This window comes from Hydrogenophaga sp. (assembly GCF_036675665.1).
Classification (GTDB): Bacteria; Pseudomonadota; Gammaproteobacteria; order Burkholderiales; family Burkholderiaceae_C; genus Hydrogenophaga.
Map to the genome: position 1 here is coordinate 1 of NZ_JAKFEO010000006.1, position 22,621 is coordinate 22,621.

The window sequence follows — 22,621 nt, forward strand, 5'->3', positions numbered from 1 at the left end:
CTCGATGTTGACCGCGTGCTTGATCACCGGCACCGTGATGATGAAGATGATCAGCAGCACCAGCATCACGTCGATGAACGGGATCATGTTGATCTCGCTCATCATGTCGTCGCTGTCCTGTTGGGTTCCGATGGCCATGGTGTGGTTCCTCTTCAGGCTTTCTTCATCGGCAGCACCTTGCCATCACCACCCGCGGTGACGCGGGCGCCGGTGACGAAGTAGGCGTGCAGGTCGTGCGCGAAGCGGTTGAGCTGGTGGCTGATGCCCTTGTTGCCACGCACCAGGGCGTTGTAGCCCAGCACCGCGGGAATGGCCACCAGCAGGCCCAGCGCGGTCATGATCAGCGCCTCGCCGATGGGGCCGGCCACCTGGTCGATGCTGACCTGGCCGGCCGCGCCGATGCCCAGCAACGCGTGGTAGATACCCCAGACCGTGCCGAACAGGCCCACGAAGGGTGCGGTGGAGGCCACCGACGCCAGCACCGACAGGCCACTCTGGGCACGCGCGGTGAAGTCGTCCACGCTCTTGCGCAGCGAGCGCTCGACCCAGTCGCTCACGTCCAGGCTGTCGTGCAGCTGGCGCTGCGGTGGCGAGCCGTTGTGGCCATCCTTGTGCAGGATGTGGCGGGTCGATTCGCGGCCTTCCAGGGCCACGGCGCGAAACGGATTGCCCTCGGGCGAACCGAGCTTGTCCAGGCCTTCGGCGAAGTCGGCGCTGTGCCAGAAGCCTTCGACGCCCTTGGCCTGCGCGCGCTGGGCGCGCTGGTCCAGCGCCTTCCACAGGATGATGATCCAGGTGGCGAGCGACATGAGCAGCAGCACGATGGCCACCGAGCGGGTGACCCAGTCGCCCTGGGTCCAGACGTGGGCGATGCCCGATGTTGCGAGTTGCGGTTCCATGATTTTTTCTGACTCCTGGGGACGGGGTTTATTCCAAAACGAAATTGATCGGCACGTTGAACCACATGGCCTCGGGCACGCCGGCGCGTTTGCCGGGCACATAGCGCCAGCGCAGCACGGTCTGCAGGGCGGTCTGGTCCAGGCGTTCGAAGCCGCTGGAGCTGCGCACCTCGGCCCGAGAGGCCGTGCCGTCCACTTCGATGAAGACGCGCACCACGACCTTGCCCTGTTCGCCCAAGCGCTTGGACAGCGGCGGATAGGGCGGGCGTGGGTTGTTGAGGTAGTCGGCGCTGCTCGAAGGCAGTTCGATGCGGGGTGGTGCCGGCGGCACAGGTGGTGCCGGTGGCGCGGCGGCCACCACCGGCTCGGCGGGGGCGGGCGGCGCTGGCGGGCTGGGAGGCACGACGGGTGCCAGCGTGGACGGCTCGGGTGTGGGGCTGGCCACCGGTTGCGGCAGCGGCTGAGGCACAGGCCGCGGCTTGGGGCGGGGCGGGGTCGGTGCGACCACCGGCGGGGCCGGCGGCGGAGGCTCGATCTGGGGTTGCGGCAGCTCGATGAATTCGGCCATCACCTGCACCGGGATCACCAGTTCCACCGCGCGCCTGAGCAGGCCGCTTTGCAGTGCCCAGAGGGCGCCCACGTGGAATGCCACCACCGCCAGCACGATGGCCAGACGGCGGTGCAGGTGCGTGGGCATGGCGTCAGGCATGGGGGAGAAGGGCGGCGCCAGGGTGGCGCTGGATGAGCTCATCAGTTTAGCGGCGTGGGAGGTGGGGGCATCAGGCGCGGAAGATCCACCACACCGCGCACAACATCAAGATCAGGCTGGTGCCCAAGGCGACAAGTCCGGTGGTCATGTGGCGTCCTTTTTGAGAGGGAGATGGGTGGGTCATCGCTGTGAGTGATTCTAAACGAGAATGCTTCGTATTTGCATGTTTGGGCGAAAAAAGGAGCACTCAAAGCCCATCAACCGGGAGTGAACAGCGCTCCCGGCGCGTCGGCCAGGGTGCGGCAGCCGGTCAGCGCCATGGCGATTTCGAGTTCGTCGCGCAGCAGGCGCAGCACATGGGCCACGCCAGTGGCGCCCGCGTTGGCCAGGCCGTGCAGCACCGGGCGGCCGACCAGCACGGCCGATGCGCCAAGTGCCATGGCCTTGAGCACATCGGTGCCACGCCGGATGCCGCCGTCCACCAGCACCGGTGCATCACCGGCCACCGCCTGCAGCACGCGCGGCAGCAGCGTGGCGGTGGCGGGCATGGTGTCCAGTGTGCGCCCGCCGTGGTTGGAGACGATCAGACCGGCCGCGCCGCAGGCCAGCGCCTGCCGTGCGTCGTCCGGGTGCACCACGCCTTTGAGCAGCACGGGCAGCCGGGTGATGGAGCGCAGCCAGGCCACGTCGTCCCAGGTGGGGGCGTGGGTCATGAGGTCGTCGAACAGTTTGCTCTGTCCTGGCCGCAGGGCGAGCGGTGCAGGCGCCACGCGCCCGGCCAGGTTGACCGCCGTGATGTCCGCAGGCCTGCGAAAACCAGCGCGGCGCTCGCGGTCGCGGGCCCCCTGCACCGGGGCGTCGACCGTGAGCACCAGGGCTTCAAACCCAGCCGCTTCGGCGCGCTGCACCAGTGCTCGCATGAAACCCCGGTCGGGCAGCAGGTAGAGCTGGAACCACAGCGGGCCGCGGTCTGCCTCGGGCAGGACGGTGCGGGCCACATCCTCCAGCAAGGTGCTGGCCTGGGTGCTGAGCACCAGGCCAGCACCGAGCGCCGCCGCCGCCAGCGCGGTGGCCTGCTCGGCGTGCGGGTGGGCCAGGCGCTGGTAAGCCATGGGCGCGACCAGAATGGGGTGGGCCCATTCGCGGCCCAGCAGGTGCACGCGGGTGTGGCCGCCGGCGAGCGGGCGCATCACGCGCGGCAGCAGCTCGATGGTTTGCCAGGCCTGGGTGTTGGCGCGCAAGGTGATCTCGTCGGCGGCGCCCCCGTTGAAGTAGGCCCAGACCGCCTCGTCGAGCACCAGACGTGCGTGGTGCTCGTGGTCGGTCAGGCTCACGGCCCCGTCGGGCAGGGTGTGCGGGGTGGCGGATCCAGGCTTGGTCTTCATGTGTCTGCCCACTGCCGCAACAGGTTGTGGTACGTGCCGGTGAGCGCGGTGGTCTCGGGCGTTTCGCCATGGCGCTGGCGCAGCGCGAGCAGGTTCATGTCGAGGTCGAACAACAGGCGGCGCTGCTCGTCGCTGCGCACCATGCTCTGGACCCAGAAGAAGCAGGCCAGGCGCTCACCGCGCGTGACGGGCTTCACCTGGTGCAGGCTGGTGCCGGGGTAGATCACGGCGTGTCCGGCTGGCAGCTTGATGCGGTGCTCGCCGTAGGTGTCGGCCACCACCAGCTCGCCGCCGTCGTAGTCGGCGGGATCGTTCAGGAAGACGGTGCAGGAGATGTCGGTGCGCACGCGCTGGCCGTCGGGCAGCACGCGCACCGCGTTGTCGATGTGGTTGCCATAGGCGTTGGCAGGGCCGCCGTAGCGGTTGATGCGCGGCGTGAAGACCTTGAGCGGCAGCGCGGCCGAGAAAAAGCGTGGGTTGTGGTCCAGCCCGCGCAACACCAGGTTGCGGATGGCTTGCGCCGCCTCGCAGTCGTGCGGCAGTTGCTGGTTGTTCTTCGCCTCCCGGGCCTGGCTGCCGGCACTTTCGCGCCCGTCGACCCAGGGCGCGCGCGCGAGCGCCTGGCGGGCCTGGTGCAGGTCTTCGGGGCTCAGGATGTCGGGCAAGGTCAGCAGCATGGGGTCTTGTGGTCTTGTGTCGTGGGGAAAAGGCAAAAAGCCGCCCCACACGTGTGGGGCGGCACAAGCCTTGGAGAGCGGACGGGTCAGAACTTCAGGCTGGCGGTCACCTGCAGCGTGCGGCCCGCACCCGGAATGTAGTGTCCGGGGTAGAGCTGGTCGGCGTACAGCTTGTTGGCCACATTGGTCAGGTTGGCCTTGAGGATCAGGTTCTCGAAGTCAAAGCGGTACTCGGCCATGAGGTCGGCGGTCACGTAACTGGGCACGTGGAACTCGGAGCGGGTGGGCTTTTGCTTGCCGCGGAAGTTCAGGCCGGCGCCGAAGCGGAACTTGGGCGTGAGCTGCCAGGTGCTCCAGACCGTGCCACTGTGCTCGGGCGTGAGGGAAGGACGGTCACCCACGCGTTCACCCGGTGTGTTCTGCATGCACGCGCCCGACGCTGGGCAAGGCGCGGCCTTGTCCACATGGGCGACGGGGATCCACATGTAGGAACCATAGACTTCCCAGATCGGCGAGAGACGCCCGGCAATGTCGGCTTCAAAGCCGGCCACATGGCGCTTGCCCGAGAGCGTGACCACCGGCAGGTCCGGGTCGGTGTTGCGCTCGTTGAGCTTGGTCGAGCGGAACACCGCCAGGCGCGTGGTGAAGCGCTTGTCGGCCGAATCGAGCTTGGCGCCGATTTCCAGGTTGATGCTCTTCTCGGGCGGCGTGTTCACGTTGCTGTCACCCAGCGAATACGCGTCGCCCGAGGTGTTGAACGAGGTGCCTGCGGAGGCGTGGAACGATTGCAGTGCGTTGGGCTGCCACAGGGCACCCACGCGCTGGCTCACCTCGGAGACCTTCATGCGGTAGCTGTTGGTGGTGACCGGCCCTGGCGCGGCGTTCGGGATGGAGAAGGTGTCGTAGTCGCCCTTGAGGTTGTCGTAGCGCAGACCCCCCACGAGTTTCCATGTGGGCGTGAGTTGCAGCACGTCCTGCACGTAGGCGCCCCAGCCGGTCGATACGTACTGGTTGCTGACGCGCAGCACCCGCGAAGCTTCGTCCACGGAGGCCCCGTCGCTGGGCGTTCCGATGGTGGTGCGCGGTTTGGTTGGCACCACGCCGCCTTGCAAGGCATTGCGCGCGGCGTACACCGTCTTCTCTTCGCGCGACGCGTCCACGCCGGCCAGGATCTCGTGCTTGAATCCGAGGGCTTCGAACTTGCCGTTGTAGTCGCTCTGCACATGGACGTTGTCCATATCCTGGATCTTCAGGTGCAGGTTGCGCTGCAGGACGGTGTCGGGACCGAAGTTGGTCAGGTTCGCTGCCACGCCGCCGGGCTGGAAACCTGCTGCGGCAAAGCGGATCGCACCCGAACGCTGGTCGCGCTTGAACTGGCCCACCCGGATCTGGGTCTTGATCTCGCTCTCGCGATCGAAGCGGTGGATGTGGCTGAAACCGGCGAAGGTGGCGCTGCCGTCGCTGTAGTCGCTGGCCAGTCCGTAGTAGTTCTTGGGGTCCAGCGGCAGCAGCACGCGCTCGGTGTTGGGTGCGCCCGCGTAGGGAGCAATGTAGGGGATGCCGTAGTTGATGCCGTTGTTGTTGTCCAGGTTGTAGAGGCTGGCCTGGAACTCGTTGCGCTCGCCGATGCCCCAGCGGTAGGCCACGGCCACGCCGTTCTTGTCGAGGCTGGCGCCCGAGCCGTTGTTGTCGGCCTTGGTCACCATGGCGTTGAGGCGCAGCGCCGAACTCTCACCGGTCTGGATGTTGAAATCGCCCTGCACGCGGCGGTAGGCATGGCTGCCCAGGGTCAGGTCGACCTGGTGTTCGGTGATCAGGCGCGGCACCTTGCTGACCTGGTTGACCGCGCCGCCGGTGGAGCCGCGACCGAACAGCATCGAAGCCGAGCCGCGCAGCACCTCCATGCGGTCGAGGTTGAAGGTGTCGCGTTCGTAGAAGGCCGGATCGCGCACGCCGTCGATGAACAGGTCACCCGTGGCCTGCAGCGAAAAGCCGCGCAGGCGTATGTCTTCTTCGCCGCCCTCGGCCGCCAGGAAGCTGATGCCGGCCGTGTTCTTGAGCGCTTCCTTGACGGTGTCGAGATTGCGGTCGTCGATGAGCTTCTCGGTCACCACGGTCACCGACTGCGGAATGTCGCGCAACTGCTGGCGACCCTTGCCGATACCGGTTTCCGTCGCCCGCAGTGCGTCCTTGCCTTCCGGCGCCTCGGCCTGCTCGCGCACGGTCACCGTGGGCAGCGTGTTCGAGGGCGTGGTTTGCGCCATGGCGCTCAAGGAGCCGGCCAGGAGCATGGCGCCCAGGGGCAACATGGCCGCGGACGCGGTCGAGGGTGTCGATGACGGGGCGCGGGAGGGGGTGGGGCGCAGGCGGGATTTCCGGTGGGACATGGTGTCAACAAGCTGAAAGGTTTTCGGCTGGCTGCACGCGGCTGCGTCCTGGCTGGCTGGAAGCCGGAATTGTATATATAACGAGAACGATTCGCATTAAAATGTAACGCGCTGATGAGGTTTTGGTGCTGCGTCGCAACATTCCGACTATTGGCCTCATAGTGACTATCAATAAAGATTATTGATAGACATGGGCTATAGTTCAACTAAGCGCTGCTCATGCAGTACCCCGTTCACCATTCCCGCAACTCCATCGACAAAGGAAACCACCATGTCCCTGATCAACACCACCGTCCAGCCCTTCCAGGCCCAAGCCTTCCACAACGGCAAGTTCGTGCCTGTTTCCGACGCCAGCCTGCGCGGCGAGTGGTCGGTCCTGATCTTCATGCCCGCTGCGTTCACCTTCAACTGCCCGACCGAAGTGGAAGACGCCGCCGACAACTACGCCGAGTTCCAGAAGGCCGGTGCCGAGGTCTACATCGTGACCACCGACACCCACTTCGCGCACAAGGTGTGGCACGAGACCTCGCCCGCCGTGGGCAAGGCCAAATTCCCGCTGATCGGTGACCCGACCCACACGCTGACCCGTGCGTTCGGCGTGCACATTGAAGAAGAAGGTCTGGCGTTGCGCGGCACCTTCATCATCAACCCCGAAGGCGTGATCAAGACCGCCGAAATCCACGACAACGCGATCGCTCGTGACGTCAAGGAAACCCTGCGCAAGTTGAAAGCTGCCCAGTTCGTGGCCAACAACCCAGGCCAGGTCTGCCCCGCCAAGTGGAACGAAGGCGCCAAGACCATCACGCCTTCGCTGGACCTCGTCGGGAAGATCTGACCCTCCCCCGCGCCGCGCTTTCAGCGCGTCACCCCCTCAAGGGGGCAATGCCTGCGGGCCGGCGGAGCCGGACCCGCGGCATTCTGGAAGGGGTCATCTCTTCCTCTTGCGTTTCTTTAGTACCGCAGACCGATGGGCTTTTCTTTGGCCCATCCACCGGCGGCATTGATGCCTCAATTCCATTCAGGAGAATTTCATGCTCGACACCCACCTCAAGACCCAGTTGCAGGCTTACCTCGGCAAGCTGCAGCGCCCCATCCGCCTGATCGCTTCGCTCGACAGCAGCGCTGGCGCAGTTGAGATGCGTGAGTTGCTGCAGGAGATTGCCGAGTTGTCGGACCTGGTGAGCTTCGACGAGAGTGGCACCGATGCGCGCAAACCGTCGTTCGTCATTGCCCGTGAAGGCGAGGCCACCGGCGTGCGTTTCGCTGCCATCCCACTGGGCCACGAGTTCACTTCATTGGTGCTCGCGCTGCTGTGGACCGGTGGCCACCCGCCCAAGGTCGAGACCGCTGTGATCGATCAGATCAAGGGTCTGGAAGGCGACTTCAATTTCGAGATGTACATGAGCCTCTCGTGCCACAACTGCCCGGACGTGGTGCAGGCGCTCACGCTGATGTCCATCCTCAACCCCGCTGTGAAGGCCACGGTGATCGACGGTGGTCTGTACCAGGCCGAGGTCGAAGAGCGCCAGATCCTGGCCGTGCCCATGGTCTTCCTCAACGGTGAGCTGTTCGGCTCGGGCCGCATGCTGCTCGAAGAGATCGTGGCCAAGCTCGACGTGAAATCCGACGAGCGCGAAGCCGCCAGGCTCAATGCCAAGGACCCCTACGACGTGTTGATCGTCGGCGGTGGCCCGGCCGGTGCGGCCGCTGCCGTGTACGCCGCCCGCAAGGGCATCCGCGTGGGTGTGGCGGCCGAACGTTTTGGGGGTCAGACCAACGACACCATGGCGATCGAGAACTACATCAGCGTGCTGGAGACCGATGGCCCGAAGTTCGCCGCCGCGCTCGAAGCGCAAGTGCGCCACTACGACGTGGACATCATGAACCTGCAGCGCGCCGACAAGATCATTCCCGCCGCGCAAGCGGGTGGCATGGTGCAGGTGCAGATGGCCAACGGCGCGGTGCTGCAGGCGCGCAGCGTGATCCTCTCGACCGGTGCGCGCTGGCGCAACGTCAACGTGCCCGGCGAAGCCGAGTACAAGAACAAGGGCGTGGCTTACTGCCCGCACTGCGACGGTCCGCTTTTCAAGGGCAAGAGCGTGGCGGTGATCGGTGGTGGCAACTCCGGCGTCGAAGCGGCGATCGACTTGGCGGGCATCGTGAAACACGTGACGCTGGTCGAGTTCGCCGACGCGCTCAAGGCCGACGCGGTGCTGGTGAGCAAGCTCAAGAGCCTGCCCAACGTGACCATCAACGTGAACGCACAGACCACCGAAATCACGGGTGCCGGCGGCAAGGTCAATGGCCTGTCGTTCAAGGACCGCGTGAGTGGCGACATCAAACATGTCGAGCTCGACGGTGTGTTCGTGCAGATCGGCCTGGTGCCCAACACCGAGTGGCTCAAGGGCACGGTGGACCTCAGCCGCTACGGCGAGATCGAGGTTGATGCCAAGGGTCACACCAATGTGCCTGGCGTGTTTGCCGCGGGTGACTGCACGACGGTGCCGTACAAGCAGATCGTGATCGCCGCGGGCGAAGGCTCCAAGGCCGCGCTCAGCGCCTTCGACTACCTGATCCGCCAGCCGGTGGTGGTGTCGGAAACGGCTGAGGCAGTCGCCGCCTGACACGAACTCAGCAGGAATACCGCGGAACCGGCTTTGCCGGGCCGCAGGTATTGCCCCCTTGAGGGGGGATGCGGCTACACGCAGTGAGCAAGCGACGGGGGTGACTTCTTTAACTTCGCCGCACCTTCAAGGTGTAGTTGCCCATGCCACTGGCCTTGTTGTAGTGGCGCACCTGCACGTAGTAGCGACCGGGGATGAGGCTGGCGCGGATCAGCGCGTTGGTGCCCACGCCGCTGTCGTCGTCCTCGGCGATCACGGCGGTGGGGCTGTCGGGTCCGAAGAGTTTCATCACGACATCGGTCGGACCCCGCGTGTCCACGATGTGGTTGCCACCGGTCTTCACGTTGAACTGAAACAGGTCTTCCTCGCCCGTCTTGCCGATGGCGGCTGAGGTGCGGCGCGTGGCGCCGATCGTCAGCTCCTGGGCATCGAGCAGCGTGGGTGCGGACTTGGGGTAGGCCTTGGCGCCGCCGATGAAGGCCTTGTCCTGCGCGGAGAGCACGGGGTTGGCCCGTGTTCCCACGCCGCTCCGCACCCAGCTGCCCGGAAAGAAGTACAGCATCACCGAGTCGGGGTCGAAGGTGGTGCCGTTGATCTGATCGGCGCGGTACTTGTTCAGCACGTTGTGGCGGATGGTGGCTTCGCTCCAGTTGTTGGGCGGTCCCGAGAGGTCGCGGATCACGGCGGCTTCGTTCCATTCGATGCCGCCATCCGGGTTCTGGTGTTCGTGCATGAGGCCGATGGCGTGGCCGAACTCGTGCGCCACGGTGCCACCGTCCATGAAGCCCAGGTTCATGGTGGGCTGGTCCAGCGGAATGCTGCGGTTGTCGGTGCCCACATAGGACCACGCGCCTTTGGCCGGGTCGAAGCTGACGCGGATCTCGGCATCCAACGCGTTGTTGAACTCGAATGTCAGGTTGGCGTGCGCCGTCCACCACTGCGCCTGCTCGCGCACCTTGGCCTGCTGCGCTGCTGTGCCGCCGATGAAGCGCACCCGCAGCGTGCTGCCGTTCATCCACAGTTTGCCCAGCGGAATGATGGCGCGCGTGCGGCCGCGGCTGCGCACCGTGGGCTGGAACTGCATGAGCTCGGCGGGCAGCAGGCGCTGGGTACAGACATGGACCAGTTTGGTCATGGTGGCTCCTTGGGGGGGTCAGGGATTTCGCACCAGCCGCAGCGGGGTGTCGGCCTGCTCGCCGTTGCTCCAGAGCTGGCCGGTGAGTTCACGCCCATCGGCGCTGGCGTTGAGCACCACGCTGCCGGTGTCCAGCGGTCCGCGGCCGTCGCCGGTGACGGCTTGCACAGGAATCTCGATGCGCGGCACGCCCATCACGTGGGTGAGCACGCCCTGGCCGACGTAGCGCACGTCGCTGAAGACCAGGCCCATGTCCCGAACGCTCTGTGCGTAGGCTTGCCATCGCGGGTACCAGGCGATGGGAAAGGCATCCGTCTGCAACTGGATCGCGCCATTGATCACGGTGAACTGCACGCGCAGGCGCCGGTTGTCTTCGTCGATCGACCACCACATGCCCGAGACATCGCGGGTGTTCTGGCCGGGCGCAGGCGCAGGCGTTGGCGTTGGCGTTGGCGATACGAGCGGTGCGGGTGCCGGCACGGCGTCTTCTTCCTCGGGCAGCAGCAGCCCGATCACCACCAGCCCCACGAAGATGCCGCCGATCCACGTGAAGCCGCGCTGCATGCGTTGCATCCAGCCTCGTTTCGCCTGCACGTCCGACTCTGAGCGCGGCACCAGCGGGCTGATGCCGTGGCTGGCGAGGTCGGCCACGATCTTGTTCAGGTCGCCCGCCCAGTCTTCGGTGCGCAGCTTGAGCGCGTGCGATTCTTTCAAGAACCGCAGGGGCGCCGGGATGTCGCCGGTGGCCGGCATCAAGACGCCCTCGGTCAACAACGGGATGATGGTCGCCCCGTGGGACTGCGCGGTGAGCACTTCACCCCGGATGGGGTCGTCGTCCCGGTCGATGCGCCGGCCGCCTTCGGGGTGGGCCATGCCCAGCAGATCGGGTGTGACCAGCAGCAGCACCACCGGCTGCGTGCCCAGCGCCGCCATGATGGCGCTGCGCCACGAATGCCCGCCCCGCAGGTCCTGCTTGTCGAAGAACACCTGGTCTTCGCCATAGAGCCGGCTGAGGTCGGCGCACAGCCGGTCGGCGTCCTTCTTGCCGTCGGACGAGCGGTAGCTGATGAAGATGCGGTTCATTCGGCGGCGTATCGGTTCAGGACATCAAGCAACTCATCCGCGGCCTGCTGGTCGGCGCTCGTGACGCCATCGAGGTGCTCCAGCACGAAGCCGAGCTGGTCGGCCACCGAGGCCCACATCCAGGCGGTGCCCGCGCGCTGGTGCATGTCGTCGAGGCTGCTCAGGATGTTGGGCAGCTGCGCCACCAGCGAATGGTTGGCCAGGGCCTCGTACACGCTGAGCTCGGGCAGCCCCACCACGCTCCAGAAGTCCGGGTCTTCGCGTTGCTGGCGCTCCAGGCTCTGGCGCACCCGCTGCAGGCGCTCCGTGCCGAAGCCTGGCCACTGAGGGTCGCGTCCGCGCGCGAGCAGCTCGGCGGCCACCAGATTCAGCGCGGGGTAGAACAGGTCGGCCTGCCCGCTTTGCAGGGCCAGGGCCTCAGCCCGCCGGTAGTGCTCGGCCATGCGGTCCACCGCACGGGCCTTGGCGGCGGCCCCGGAGGTACCCGCCATGCCTTCGAGCCGGGCCATGCGTTTCCAGGTCGAGCCCAGCAGGCTTTCACGCTCGACCGTGGGCGACAGCGCCACCAGTGCGTCCAGGATCGCGATCGCCTGCGCGATCTCCGCGCGCCCTTGCTCCAGCAAGGCCTTCAGGGCCGCGGGCCTGGAGCCCTGGCGCCCCGCGGCCTCCAGTCGCGCCCACGCCTGGCGAGCGCCCAGGTTGGCCAGCTGTTCGTTGGCCTTCACCGAAGCACTGCCGTCGTTGGCCGCCACTGCGCGGCGGTACCAGTGCAGTGCGCGGTCGATGTCGCGCGCCGCGGCCCAGGCAACCCCATAGGCTTCGGCCACCGCGCCCATGCCGCCCCATTCGCTGTCGAAACGGGATTCGAGATAGCGGATCTTTTCGCGTTGCGACTCGGGTGCTGCCCCCTGGGTGGTGCTCTGCACCGCCAGCGTTTCCAGAGCCAGGGCCAGTGCAACCGGTGAGGCGATGCCGGCGTACAGCTTGGACAACGGGGGCGGCGTGCGGCGCGCGTCGGTTTCGTTGCGCTGCCAGACCCAGTCGGGGTCGCCATAGCACTGGTAGGCGGCCCAGGTGTTGCCCAGCGGGCTCAGGGTGTAAGCGGCCACGCGGGCGGCCTGCACCGCGTCCATGAAGCGTCTTCCCGACAGCAGCGCGCGGTAGAACTCGGTGGCAAACGCGTTGGCGGCGTCGTCTTCCACCGCCCAGCCCGCGGCCACCACGCAGCGCACGCCGATGCGGATCAGTTGCTTGGCCACGCCGGCGGCAAACTGCGCGCGGTCGTAGCCACCTTTGAGGAGCTTGTCGGGGTCGGCGGCGAGGTGACAGCAGTTGAGGAACACCAGTTCGGGCACGACCCGCATGGCCTGCACCTCGCGCGGGCCGAGAAAGGTGTTGTCGCTGAGCACCACGCCGCGCAGCAGCGGCGGCATGCCCAGGCGCAGGAGTTCAGGCTCACCGTGGCCGGCGATGTGCACGATGCGGTAGCGCCGCGCCAGCAGCGCGGTGGTCACGGCAGCGGCATCGGGCCCCAGGCCGTCGTCGGGCGCGATCAGCGAATGCACCCGGGACGCGTCCAGCCCGAGCTGCCCGCTCAGCGCCTCCACCACCGCCTGGGCTTCGGCGCGCGCGGCCGGCAGCGGCGGATACAGCAGCGGGTCGCACAGGGGCTCCCCGATCACCAGGACAGCGTCCTCCAGCCGAGCGTCACTCACCTGGGTGCGGAATGCGGCGGTGCGCAGGCGGCGCAGCAGTTTGTTGCGGATGGCCCAGGGCGCCTCGGGTCCACCGCGGCCGTCATCGGGTGCGTCCAGCAACTCCCACGGAATGCCGGCAGTCCCGTCGTCAAGCTCCAGCAGCAGCTCGGTCGTGCCGCCCAGGCTGGACTCCATCTCCACCGGCACCAGCAACTGAAACAGCGTGCGGCCGATGTTGCGGTCGCGGTTGGCGTCGTTGGAGGCGCGCCGCACCAGTTCGCCCACCAGCCGCGCCTGCGTGGCCTGCGCCCGCACCTCGGCGCGCGCGCGCTGCGTGTCCAGCGTGTAGACGATGCTGGGTTCACCCGTCTCGTCGGTCACGGTCACCGCGCTGATGAAGTCGTAGGCGGTGCCGCGGTAGCCGTTGTCCAGCGTCTTGCGCAGAGCACCCACGCCCGAGATGATGGTGGGCGTGATCATGAAGTGCTCGGGGGCGGCGGCGGCCAGCAGCGTCAATGCGCTCCAGGCTTCGGTGGCCCGGTCGAGGTAGAGCTCCACCAGGCGCAGGTGGCTCACCAGCGGCCAGCCACCTGCGCTGAGCTTTTCGTTCGCCTCGCGCACGCCCTGCGCCACCGCCTGCGACGAGGTGCTCACGGTGATGCCGCTGCCGCCGCTGCCCATCAGCGTGGCGGCCAGTTCGAAGTGGGTGGCACCGCCCGTCTCGGCCACCCGCTGGGCCCATGCCAGCGTGGCCTGGCGAACGGTGTGGGTCAGCATGGCGCTCTTGAGCTTGCCTTCGGTGCCCAGGCCGGCCACCACCACATGGGGCGGGCGGGGCAACGACAACGGACTGTCCGGGTCTTGCCGGTTGTTGACGAAGATCTGGTGCGTGCCCGGTGCCTCCGGGTACAGGCCTGCTGTGAGCGACGCCGACATGACGCCCCCGATGAAACGGTCCACCACCGCCTCGCTGCCACTGAGGGTGGACGCAAAGTAGTGGCCCACCAGCAAGGGTGTGCTGATGAACTTGAGGTTGGCGTTGTGCACGCTGATGCGCAGTGCGCTGCGCGGCGCTTCGGTTCGGATGGGCGCCTCGGCGGCCGGCGCCAGCACCTCGCCCAGTCCCGTGGGCGGCTGCACGACCGGGCTGCGCTGGCGTGACGGGCGGCTGCGCACGAGCGCCGCCGCGGCGCCACCGCCGCGTGTGAGGGATTCGGTGCCCACCACCGGCAGGCGTTGTGTGTCGCCGTGTTGCAGCAGATCCAGGTACGCGGCAAAGGCGGAAGAAACGTCGGGCAAGTCGCCGTGCGTGCCATCCACCCGCCAGGCGCGCACCCCGGGCAGCAAGGCGTTCTCCAGCGTCACGCGGCCGTCACCGCCGTCGGGCTGGTCCAGGTAGACCAGGCCTTCGCGGGCATCGATCTCGAAACTCGCGGGTGTGAAGCGCGCGTGACCCACCACCATCAGCAACCGGTCGCGAAAGCCGGGCAGGGCGGCATCGCGCTGCTGGTCGAGCCGGCGGCGCAAGGCCACGGCGCGGTCCAGCACCTCCTGTGACGGCACACCCCAGCGGTAGATCGTGCGCTGGCTCTCCACGTGGTGCCAGAAGTTGGCGTCTTCCAGGGTCTTCATGTCCTGCTCGGCCAATGCCTGCCAGCGCTCGCTTTGCGCCAGGCCGAGCGTGGGGTCGAGCAGGCCGGCCTGCAACTGCAGGAAGCCCGGCATGGCCGCCATGAGGCGGCGTGCCTTGTGGTCCTGGAACGGCATGCCGAAGGCGGACAGCGCGTTGCCCATGGTGTCGTCGCCCGAGAGCACCTGCATCGGCGCGAACGAGCCGCCGTTGGGTGTGCCCAGCATCAGCAAGCGCGAGCCCGCCCGCTCCAGCCATCGCTGCCACACGTCGGGACGCTCCAGTTGCACGGTGCGCGCGACCAGGCCTCCCATGGAATGCGTCAGCAGGCACACCGGCTGGCCGCTGGTGGCGCGCGCGGCCAGGGCCTGGTCCATCACGTCGGCCAGGCGGGTGGCTTCGTCCTCGATGGGGCGGCGCCAGTCGAACGAGAACTCGATGACCTCGTGGGTCGCTGACAGAAAGGTGGCCAGGTCGTCGTACACGCTGCCGATGGCGCCGTCGGGCAGCACACGCCCACCCGCATCGGGGTAGGCCAGACGCCCCAGGCCGCCGAGGATGCGCGCACTCAACCAGACGCGCTTGCCATCCACCGCGAGGTGGCTGCCCAGGATGCCCGGCAGCATGATCACGGCGGGCCGCTCGGAGGCCGGTGGCGCGCCAGCCGTGCGAGGCATGCCGCGCAGGCCGTCGCTGGAACTGCCGGCCCACGACATCGGGCCGATCGGCTGGAACCCCGCGGGGGAATCCTGCACGAGCGCGTTGCAGATGACCTCGGCCGAGCGGGCTTCGCTGAAGTAGCTGAAGTGGGTGACCTTGCCACCGCGCTCCAGCACGAAGGTGGCCGCCGCGTGCCCGCCGGTGGGCGCGCGCGGTGTGCCGCCGTACATCGATCGGGTCTGCACCACCAGGTCGTTGTCGGTCCAGTAGAACGCGTCGGCCAGCAGGGTCTTGACCCATGAGGTGATGGAGTCGCCCTGGATGTCGCCGGCCACCACACGCAGCTGTCCGGGCAGCGGGCCGGCGTCCGCCCCTTCGCTGGCGTGCAGCCACTGCACCAAGGGGCTCTCGGGCAGCATGCATTCGAGGCCGGGCATCAGGGTCGGGTCGGTGCGCTGGCTGGCCACTTCGCCAATGAAGTCGATCAGTGTGGGCGCCACCGGAATCGCGGCCAGTTCAAACGACCACTTGAGCACCGACACATAGGCATCGAGCCGTTTGGACGCCAGCAGCGTGCCGCGCGCAGGGCAGGCCACGCGCACCACGCGCTCCACCCGGATGTCGCGTCCCTTGAGCTCGGCGGCGAGGTCGCGCAGGGCTTGCAACTGGTTGCGGTGGTCCGGCACCTTGAACGGCGCAAGCGATTTTTCGTCGAGCTCGGGCCGCGCGCACACGCGGGCCAGCACCTCGGCCACCAGGCCGCCGCGCGAGTGGGTGAGCAGGTGCAGGCGTGCGCCTTTGGGCAGCGAGCGGGCGAGCAGCAGCGCGTTGTCGATCGGGCTGGCCATCAGCGTGGGATGGTCGAAGCCATAGACCCGGTTGCCATAGCGCGCAAACAGCTCACGCACCTTGTTCGAATGGTGTTGCCACAGCTTGCCGAAGGTGCCGTGGGTTTCGGAGAAGGTGCCGTGCAACAGCACCAGCAGCGGCGAATCGGCGGGCGTGGGGGAGGGCAGTCTGGCGATGCGCTGGCCGTTGCCCTTGAGCGCGGTGGCAAAGCTCTCCGCCGACAGCGGGTACAGGCCGGCTTCAACCTGGCTGTCGACCCGCGCCGCGATCTTGGCGGCGGTGATGCGCGAAGCCGGCTCCAGCAGCAGGCCGGTGACCACCTCGACCGCGGAGAGCAGCACATCGCCCAGGCGCCCCCGCGAGGTGCCGCGCGAAGCGCCGGCCTGCTCCAGGCCCTGCCAGCCGAGCTGCGCCGGCACGTTGATCTCGGCGCTGGTGGCGCTGCCGCTGGAGCGGCTGCGGCGTTGTGTTTCGACACCGCTGCGCGTGAGGCCCGACTGCGCGAGCATCAGGTCGCGCGCGGTTTCGGGGTGCAGCATGAGCGAGGGCCCATTGGCGATGTGCAGCACCACCGCGTCGAGCCCGGGGCGGGCAGTGAGGCGCACCACGTCGCTGCTGCCACGCGTGGCGCCCACCTGCACGCGCTGCGTGGTCTGCCCCCGCCCGCCAAAAGATGCCGGGGCACCGGGCCCCCTGCCGCGCGTGGCGGCCGGGGCTGTCTGTGGCTGACCGCGAACGATGAAGGTGATGGGGTCGGACGCAGTGGTCATGAATGCACTTTCTGCAGCGGGTGCGCACGCCTGAACTCAGCGCCGGGCGCGGGTGGTGGTGGCCTTCTTCGCTGGCGCTGCCCGCTTTTTGGCCGGAACGCTTGCCGTGGCTCTCGCCCGGGTCGTCACGGGCACTGCGCGCTGCGAGCGCGACAGCACGCCGGCCCGAGCGCGCGCGGCGGCCTGGCGCGCCACGAAGTCGTTGCACACCCAGCCCTCGAGGTCGGTGGCGCCCACCACGGCCACGCGGCTCCAGCGGTCCTGGGGTTCGAGCAGCACCAGCTCGGTCCCGCGCTTGAGCGCGGGGGCGACCTTGGGGAAATCGGCGCTCGGTCCGCTGCGGATGTTCAGGCTGGCCGAGGTGACCACCAGCCTCACCGGCACATCCCCGCCACGGCCCAGCGCGCGGCTGCGCACCGCCGCCAGCGGAAAGGCCGGACCGGGGTCCACCTTGCGTCCGCGCGCAATGTCCTCGTGGCCCAGCACGTCCTTCAGGCCGTAGTGCGCCACCAGCACTTCGCACAATTGCAGCGCGCGCTCGATCTGCACTTCGGTGTAGTGGTGCCATGGCCGCGCTCCACCACCGTGCCGGTGTTCGGCCACCACCACTTCGTTGTCGGGGTAGGCCTTGCCGAACCACGAGACACAGCGCTCGCCCTCGCGGTGCAGCAGACCGGCGTTGTCCATCTCGACGCCGATGGCGTGGTGGTTCAGGCCGTCGATGCCGTTCCACTGGCTCACGCCGGCGTGCCAGGTGACCGCGTTGAAGGGGGCCAGCTGCACGATGCGCCCGTCACGCCCCAGCACGATGTGCGCCGAGGCATTGCCTTGCGGCTTCTTCGTGCACAGCGACTCCACCGAGCTCTCCAGCGTGCGCCCGGCGGTGTAGTGCAACACCACGAACTGCGGACGCATGGCACCGCCCACATTGGGTGTGGGCCGGAAGCTCACGTCGGGGCCGGTGAGGCGGTGGTTCTGGATGCCGAGCATGAAACCCTCCCTTGGGTTGCCGAAGGAGAACAAGGCGCCGTTCACGGGCGCGGTGCGCTCATCCGCTGAACGGTGTCTCTCTCAGGAATGCGGCCGCCGGCCCCAGTGTGAACAGGTTGGGGGACTGGCTGGGCGGCAGGCCCGCGCGGATGAGTGCGTGAAAACGCGCGTAGCTGCCGGTGAACGCGCCGTTGTTCCACACGCGCAGCAGTTGTTCGGTGAAGGCGCCGTTGTGGTCGCCGTCCATGGAAAACTGGTTGTCTTGGCAGCCCGAGATGAGGATGACCGAGGGCTTGAACTCCTTGACGATGGCCGTGAGCCGGTTGCTCACCGTCACGTTGGCCAGCGCGGTGTCGGGGTCGCTCACGCGTGCGCCCGCGGCCTTGGCCACCTCGGTTTGAAGCTTGTCGTAGAACGCCTTGTGAGCCGCATAGACGCGCATGCCCACGGCCGGCGGCATGATGCGCGGGCGTTGCGTGGGTGTGCCCGGAGGCGGCCGCCCGGCGCGCACCACGGTGCCGCTGTGGCAGCTGTCCGACACCACGAAGAGGCGCACACCCGCCTTGAACTTGCTGAGCTCGAAGTAGAGCTCGTCGTCGATGAGCTGGCCGTCATACAGGCACCAGGTTTCGTCCTGCTTGTCGTCTTCTTCGCCACTGACGTCGGGCACCTGGCCGCCGTGGCCGGAAAAACTCATGAAGAAGAAGTCTCCGGCGACCAGGGCCTTGGCCGCCTTGCGCAAAGCCGCCAGCAGGTTGGATCGGGTGGCCTTTTTGGTGATCAGCAGCGTGCTTTTCATGCCCTGGGACTGCGCGATCGCCGCCATGTCGTGCGCATCGAATTCACAGGCAGCGAGGGGTCCGGTCCAGCCCTCGTAGTGCGCCGCGCTGACTTCGTTGATGCCGATGTGCAGCGACAGGGCCTGGGGCTTTTTCGCGGTTGCGACAGACGCATTCTTGCTGACCATTTGAACTCCCCCGGTGGCTGTTTCATATTGTTCGGGTTGTGCAATCTGTCACAAATTCTGGGCGTTTTGTCTTTATGAAGCAAATCGCAAGTTGTAAGCGAATGTCCCGATTGGGAGCTTTCGGGCTACTCATGGCGCTGCGGATCATGGGCGGTTGCGGCAGCCGCCGTCGTGCGAACGTGTCCCACATTTCTGCATTCACTGCACGCGCCGATCTGCGCGTGCGGCGCATGTCGTGACCGCTCGCAAGCGGGGTGTGTTGCTCTCGGTTTGCAAGCTGCGCGTCAGCTTCGGTGCTAATTGCTAGGGGCATACCCTTGGTTTGATGCACTTGGAGCGGGATCGCAATTTAGCTGTAAGAAAGCGCCAACAAAGTGCTCCTCGTGATGCCACAAACCCGGTGTTTGTGGAGTGCACTCAACGGTGGCGGACGCCGCCCTTCAGCAAGCAACCTCAGAGGAAATGACTCATGAATAGCGACAGCAACGCAAAGGCCTATTGGTCTGCCACGCTGGGCCTGCTGACCAAGGTATTGGTCGTGTGGTTCCTGGTTTCCTACGGTGCGGGCATCTTGTTCGCGCCCCTGCTCAACAACATTTCGCTCGGCGGCTATCCGCTGGGCTTCTGGTTCGCGCAGCAGGGCTCCATCTACGTGTTCATTGCATTGATCTTCTATTACGCCCACAAGATGGGCCAGATCGATCGCAAGTTCGGCATGCAGGAAGACTGAGAAACACGAGAACACCATGGCACTTCAAACCACCATCTATCTGTTCGTCGGGCTCAGCTTCGCGCTGTACCTCGGCATCGCCTACTGGGCACGCGCGGGCAGCACGTCCGAGTTCTATGTGGCCGGCGGCGGGGTCCACCCCGTCACCAACGGCATGGCCACGGCCGCCGACTGGATGTCGGCTGCGTCCTTCATCTCCATGGCCGGCCTCATTTCCAACATGGGCTACGGCGGCGCCGTGTTCCTGATGGGCTGGACCGGCGGCTACGTGTTGCTGGCCATGTTGCTGGCACCGTATCTGCGCAAGTTCGGCAAGTTCACCGTGCCTGAATTCATTGGCGACCGCTTCTACTCGAAGTCAGCTCGCAACGTGGCCGTGCTGTGCCTGCTGGTCGCATCGCTGACCTACATCATTGGCCAGATGACGGGTGTGGGCGTGACCTTCGCGCGTTTCCTGGGTGTGACCAGCGACCAAGGCATCTACATCGGCATGGCCATCGTGTTTGCCTACGCGGTGTTCGGCGGCATGAAGGGCATCACCTACACGCAGGTCGCGCAGTACATCGTGCTGATCGTGGCCTACCTGGTGCCGGCTTTCTTCATCTCGCTCAACCTCACCGGCAACTTCCTGCCACAGCTGGGCCTGGGCGCCGACATGGCCGGCACCGACGTGTCGCTGCTGACCAAGCTTGATCAGGTCGTGACCGACCTCGGCTTTGGCCAGTACACGACCACCAGCGCGGGCTCCACGCTGAACATGTTCTTCTACACCGTGTCGCTGATGATCGGTACCGCGGGCCTGCCCCACGTGATCGTTCGCTTCTTCACGGTGCCGAAGGTGGCCGATGCGCGTTCGTCTGCTGGTTGGGCGCTGGTCTTCATTGCCTTGCTGTACACCACGGCCCCTGCCGTGGGCGCCATGGCCAAGCTGAACCTGCACGGCACGGTCAACTCCGCAGTGGGTCTGGTCAGAAGCGCTGAAGGCGGCATCGGCGTGAATTCCGAAGCGGTCAAGGCCAACGCCGACCTGTATGCCACCGAAGCCAGCCTGGTGTACGACCAGCGTCCGGAGTGGATGAAGCGCTGGGAAAAGACCGGCCTGTTGAAGTGGGAAGACAAGAACGCGGACGGCCGCATCCAGTACTACAACGACGCCACGAAGAACGAAGTCGCCAAAGGCAAGGCCGAAGCGGCTGGCTGGAAGGGCAACGAGCTGACCGTGAACGCCGACATCATCGTGCTGGCCAACCCGGAAATCGCACTGCTGCCCAACTGGGTGATCGCACTGGTGGCCGCGGGTGGCCTGGCCGCTGCGCTGTCCACCGCTGCCGGTCTGTTGCTGGCCATTTCGTCGGCCATCTCGCACGACCTGATCAAGGGCGCCATCAAGCCCGACATCAGCGAAAAGGGTGAACTCATGGCCGGCAAGATCGCCATGGCCGTGGCCATCTTCGTGGCGGGCTGGCTGGGTCTGAACCCGCCGGGCTTTGCGGCCGGTACCGTGGCCCTGGCCTTCGGTATCGCGGCGTCCACCATCTTCCCTGCGTTGATGATGGGCATCTTCAGCCGCACCGTGTCCGACAAGGGCGCCATCGCCGGCATGCTGGCGGGTCTCTTCGTGACGCTGTTCTATGTGTTCGCACACAAGGGCATCTTCTTCATCAAGGGCACCGACTACGTGAACATGGTCGGCGGCGTGAACGGCTTCTTCACCATCTCGCCCGAAGCCTTCGGCACCGTAGGCGCCATCGTGAACTTTGCTGTCGCGTATGCGGTGAGCAAGATGTCGGCACCTGTGCCCACGCACATCCAGGCACTGGTGGAATCGGTTCGCGTGCCCAAGGGCGCTGGCGTTGCCACCGGCCACTGATGGCTTGAACCCACACTGACCGGGCATCCGCCCGGCCTGTTTGTTCCCCAGACCCCGTTGGTTCGCTGACGGGGTTTGGCGTTTCTGGAGAGCGCTGGAGGACAATCCGGCATCAACACACCGCGCACCATGAACTTGCCCAGCGTTTTCATCTTCAACTGGATCTTCCTGATCGCCCTGTTTCCAGTGGCCTTTTTCTGGCTGCGCCGCGCGTATCGCATTCTTGTGAAGCGCGACTTTTCCGAGGTTGCCTTGAAGAAGGGCCTGCCGCCGCCCAACGCGGAAAAGTACGCACCCTACGAAATGGCCTTCAACCTGGTCGGCGGCGTGATCATCGTGGGTGTGCTGGTGGCCGTGCTCGGCTTCCAGGCGCTGTCATCCGAAGACTGGATCGCCGTGGCGGGTGTGACTCTGTGGATGAAGCTGCTGGCGTCGTTTGCGCTCGGCCGCCAGGCGCACGGCCTGGGGCCGGGCCGCAAGAAGAGCTGACCGAAGAGACGGCTCGGCGCCGGGCCGCCCCAAGCCGGGTCAGCCCCCTCGGGGGGCAGCGACCCGCGCAGCGGCGGAGCGTGGGGGCCACAGACCCGGCGCCGGGCCGCCCCAAGCCGGGTCAGCCCCCTCGGGGGGCAGCGACCCGCGCAGCGGCGGAGCGTGGGGGCCACAGACCCGGCGCGGTTTCAGTACTCAAGGCGCTCCGGCCGGATTTCCTGAAGGATGGTTGTCGCGATCTCTTCGATCGACTTGGTCGTCGTTGACAACCACCGGATGCCCTCGCGCCGCATCATGCCCTCGGCCTCGCTCACTTCCATGCGGCAGTTGTCCAGGCTCGCGTAGCGCGAGTTCGGGCGGCGCTCGTTGCGGATCTCGCTCAGGCGCTCGGGCGCGATGGTGAGACCAAAGATCTTCTTGCGGTGCGCCACCAGCGCAGGCGGCAGCTTTCGGCGCTCGAAGTCCTCGGGGATCAGCGGGTAGTTGGAGGCCTTCAGGCCGTATTGCATGGCGAGGTAGAGCGAGGTCGGCGTCTTGCCGCTGCGGCTCACCCCCACCAGGATCACGTCGGAGCCCTGCAGGTCCTTGTGGCTCTGGCCGTCGTCGTGCGCCAGCGAGAAGTTGATCGCCTCGATGCGATCGTTGTAGGCCTTGCTCTTGGACGCGTCCGAGAAACGCCCGACCCGGTGGTTCGACTTGACGCCCAGCTCGTGCTCCATGGGTTCCACGAAGGTGCCGAACATGTCGAGCATCATGCCGTGGCAGTGCCCTTGAAAGACCGCGAGCACCTCCATGTTGACCACGGTGGTGAAGACCAGCGGGCGCTTGCCTTCGATCACGGCGGTGTGGTTGATCTGGCGCACCGCCTGGTGGGCCTTGTCCACGCTGTCCAGAAACGGCAGGCGCACGCGCCGCACCTCGATCTCGAACTGGGCCAGCAGGGCGTTGCCGAAAGTCTCGGCCGTGATGCCGGTGCCGTCGGAGATGAAGAAGACCGTTCGGTTGGGCATGGGGCGCGTCCTTACAATACCGGGTGTTGTGTCGGGGGCCATTATCGGTGGCCCTGCCGT

Annotated in this window: 17 protein-coding genes; 5 read left to right on the forward strand and 12 right to left on the reverse strand. The window is 66.7% G+C overall.

Annotated features, from left to right (window positions below; translation table 11 throughout):
* The 6 genes from V6M63_RS00530 to V6M63_RS00555 all read right to left on the reverse strand — a co-directional run.
* Positions 1–138 (reverse strand): biopolymer transporter ExbD (locus tag V6M63_RS00530; protein WP_332739186.1); only part of this gene is annotated, 138 nt, incomplete at its 3' end.
* A gap of 14 nt (positions 139–152) precedes the next feature.
* Positions 153–899 carry a MotA/TolQ/ExbB proton channel family protein gene (locus tag V6M63_RS00535; RefSeq protein WP_291080339.1) on the reverse strand — a complete coding sequence of 249 codons (747 nt, stop codon included), beginning with the start codon at positions 897–899 and terminating at the stop codon, positions 153–155.
* 28 nt (positions 900–927) lie between these two features.
* Positions 928–1,650, reverse strand: coding sequence for an energy transducer TonB (locus V6M63_RS00540; RefSeq protein ID WP_442909515.1), 723 nt, complete (start codon positions 1,648–1,650; stop codon positions 928–930).
* 215 nt (positions 1,651–1,865) lie between these two features.
* Complete coding sequence (locus V6M63_RS00545; protein WP_332738428.1) at positions 1,866–2,993, reverse strand: alpha-hydroxy acid oxidase; 1,128 nt, start codon at positions 2,991–2,993, stop codon at positions 1,866–1,868.
* Positions 2,990–3,670, reverse strand: coding sequence for a Fe2+-dependent dioxygenase (locus tag V6M63_RS00550; RefSeq protein ID WP_332738430.1), 681 nt, complete (start codon positions 3,668–3,670; stop codon positions 2,990–2,992). Before V6M63_RS00550 ends, V6M63_RS00545 begins: the two co-directional genes overlap by 4 nt.
* Positions 3,671–3,756: 86 nt before the next feature.
* A complete protein-coding gene (locus V6M63_RS00555) occupies positions 3,757–5,979 on the reverse strand; it encodes a TonB-dependent receptor (protein ID WP_332738432.1) in 2,223 nt (740 codons plus the stop codon).
* A gap of 349 nt (positions 5,980–6,328) precedes the next feature.
* On the opposite strand from V6M63_RS00555, the gene ahpC reads away from it, so the two are divergent.
* Both ahpC and ahpF read left to right on the forward strand, forming a co-directional pair.
* Complete coding sequence (gene ahpC, locus V6M63_RS00560; protein ID WP_056276910.1) at positions 6,329–6,892, forward strand: alkyl hydroperoxide reductase subunit C; 564 nt, start codon at positions 6,329–6,331, stop codon at positions 6,890–6,892.
* A 196-nt stretch (positions 6,893–7,088) separates the two neighbouring features.
* Positions 7,089–8,681, forward strand: coding sequence for an alkyl hydroperoxide reductase subunit F (gene ahpF / locus V6M63_RS00565; protein WP_332738437.1), 1,593 nt, complete (start codon positions 7,089–7,091; stop codon positions 8,679–8,681).
* A gap of 109 nt (positions 8,682–8,790) precedes the next feature.
* Here the strand turns inward: ahpF and V6M63_RS00570 are convergent, their stop codons facing one another.
* The 5 genes from V6M63_RS00570 to V6M63_RS00590 are packed head-to-tail and all read right to left on the reverse strand — an operon-like array spanning position 8,791 to position 18,462.
* Positions 8,791–9,816: a M12 family metallopeptidase gene (locus V6M63_RS00570; protein ID WP_332738439.1), complete on the reverse strand. Its 1,026-nt coding sequence runs from the start codon at positions 9,814–9,816 to the stop codon at positions 8,791–8,793.
* A gap of 18 nt (positions 9,817–9,834) precedes the next feature.
* Positions 9,835–10,899: a toll/interleukin-1 receptor domain-containing protein gene (locus V6M63_RS00575; protein ID WP_332738441.1), complete on the reverse strand. Its 1,065-nt coding sequence runs from the start codon at positions 10,897–10,899 to the stop codon at positions 9,835–9,837.
* Positions 10,896–16,505: a CHAT domain-containing protein gene (locus V6M63_RS00580; protein WP_332738443.1), complete on the reverse strand. Its 5,610-nt coding sequence runs from the start codon at positions 16,503–16,505 to the stop codon at positions 10,896–10,898. The genes V6M63_RS00575 and V6M63_RS00580 overlap by 4 nt, the downstream gene beginning before the upstream one ends.
* Positions 16,506–16,541: 36 nt before the next feature.
* Entirely contained in the window at positions 16,542–17,495 is a 954-nt protein-coding gene (locus V6M63_RS00585) for an N-acetylmuramoyl-L-alanine amidase (RefSeq protein ID WP_332738445.1), read from the reverse strand.
* 58 nt (positions 17,496–17,553) lie between these two features.
* The gene (locus V6M63_RS00590; protein ID WP_332738447.1) at positions 17,554–18,462 is read right to left on the reverse strand and encodes a caspase family protein; all 909 of its coding nucleotides are present in this window, start codon (positions 18,460–18,462) and stop codon (positions 17,554–17,556) included.
* A gap of 469 nt (positions 18,463–18,931) precedes the next feature.
* On the opposite strand from V6M63_RS00590, the gene V6M63_RS00595 reads away from it, so the two are divergent.
* The 3 genes from V6M63_RS00595 to V6M63_RS00605 all read left to right on the forward strand — a co-directional run bounded on the left by V6M63_RS00595 (position 18,932) and on the right by V6M63_RS00605 (position 21,551).
* Positions 18,932–19,192: a DUF4212 domain-containing protein gene (locus tag V6M63_RS00595; protein ID WP_056276888.1), complete on the forward strand. Its 261-nt coding sequence runs from the start codon at positions 18,932–18,934 to the stop codon at positions 19,190–19,192.
* 16 nt (positions 19,193–19,208) lie between these two features.
* Positions 19,209–21,062, forward strand: a complete 1,854-nt coding sequence (locus tag V6M63_RS00600; RefSeq protein WP_332738450.1) for a sodium:solute symporter family protein — start codon at positions 19,209–19,211, stop codon at positions 21,060–21,062.
* A 129-nt stretch (positions 21,063–21,191) separates the two neighbouring features.
* Positions 21,192–21,551, forward strand: a complete 360-nt coding sequence (locus V6M63_RS00605; RefSeq protein ID WP_332738452.1) for a hypothetical protein — start codon at positions 21,192–21,194, stop codon at positions 21,549–21,551.
* 188 nt (positions 21,552–21,739) lie between these two features.
* On the opposite strand, the gene ppsR is transcribed toward V6M63_RS00605, so the two are convergent.
* Entirely contained in the window at positions 21,740–22,561 is an 822-nt protein-coding gene (gene ppsR, locus V6M63_RS00610; protein WP_056276882.1) for a posphoenolpyruvate synthetase regulatory kinase/phosphorylase PpsR, read from the reverse strand.
* Positions 22,562–22,621: the final 60 nt, after the last annotated feature.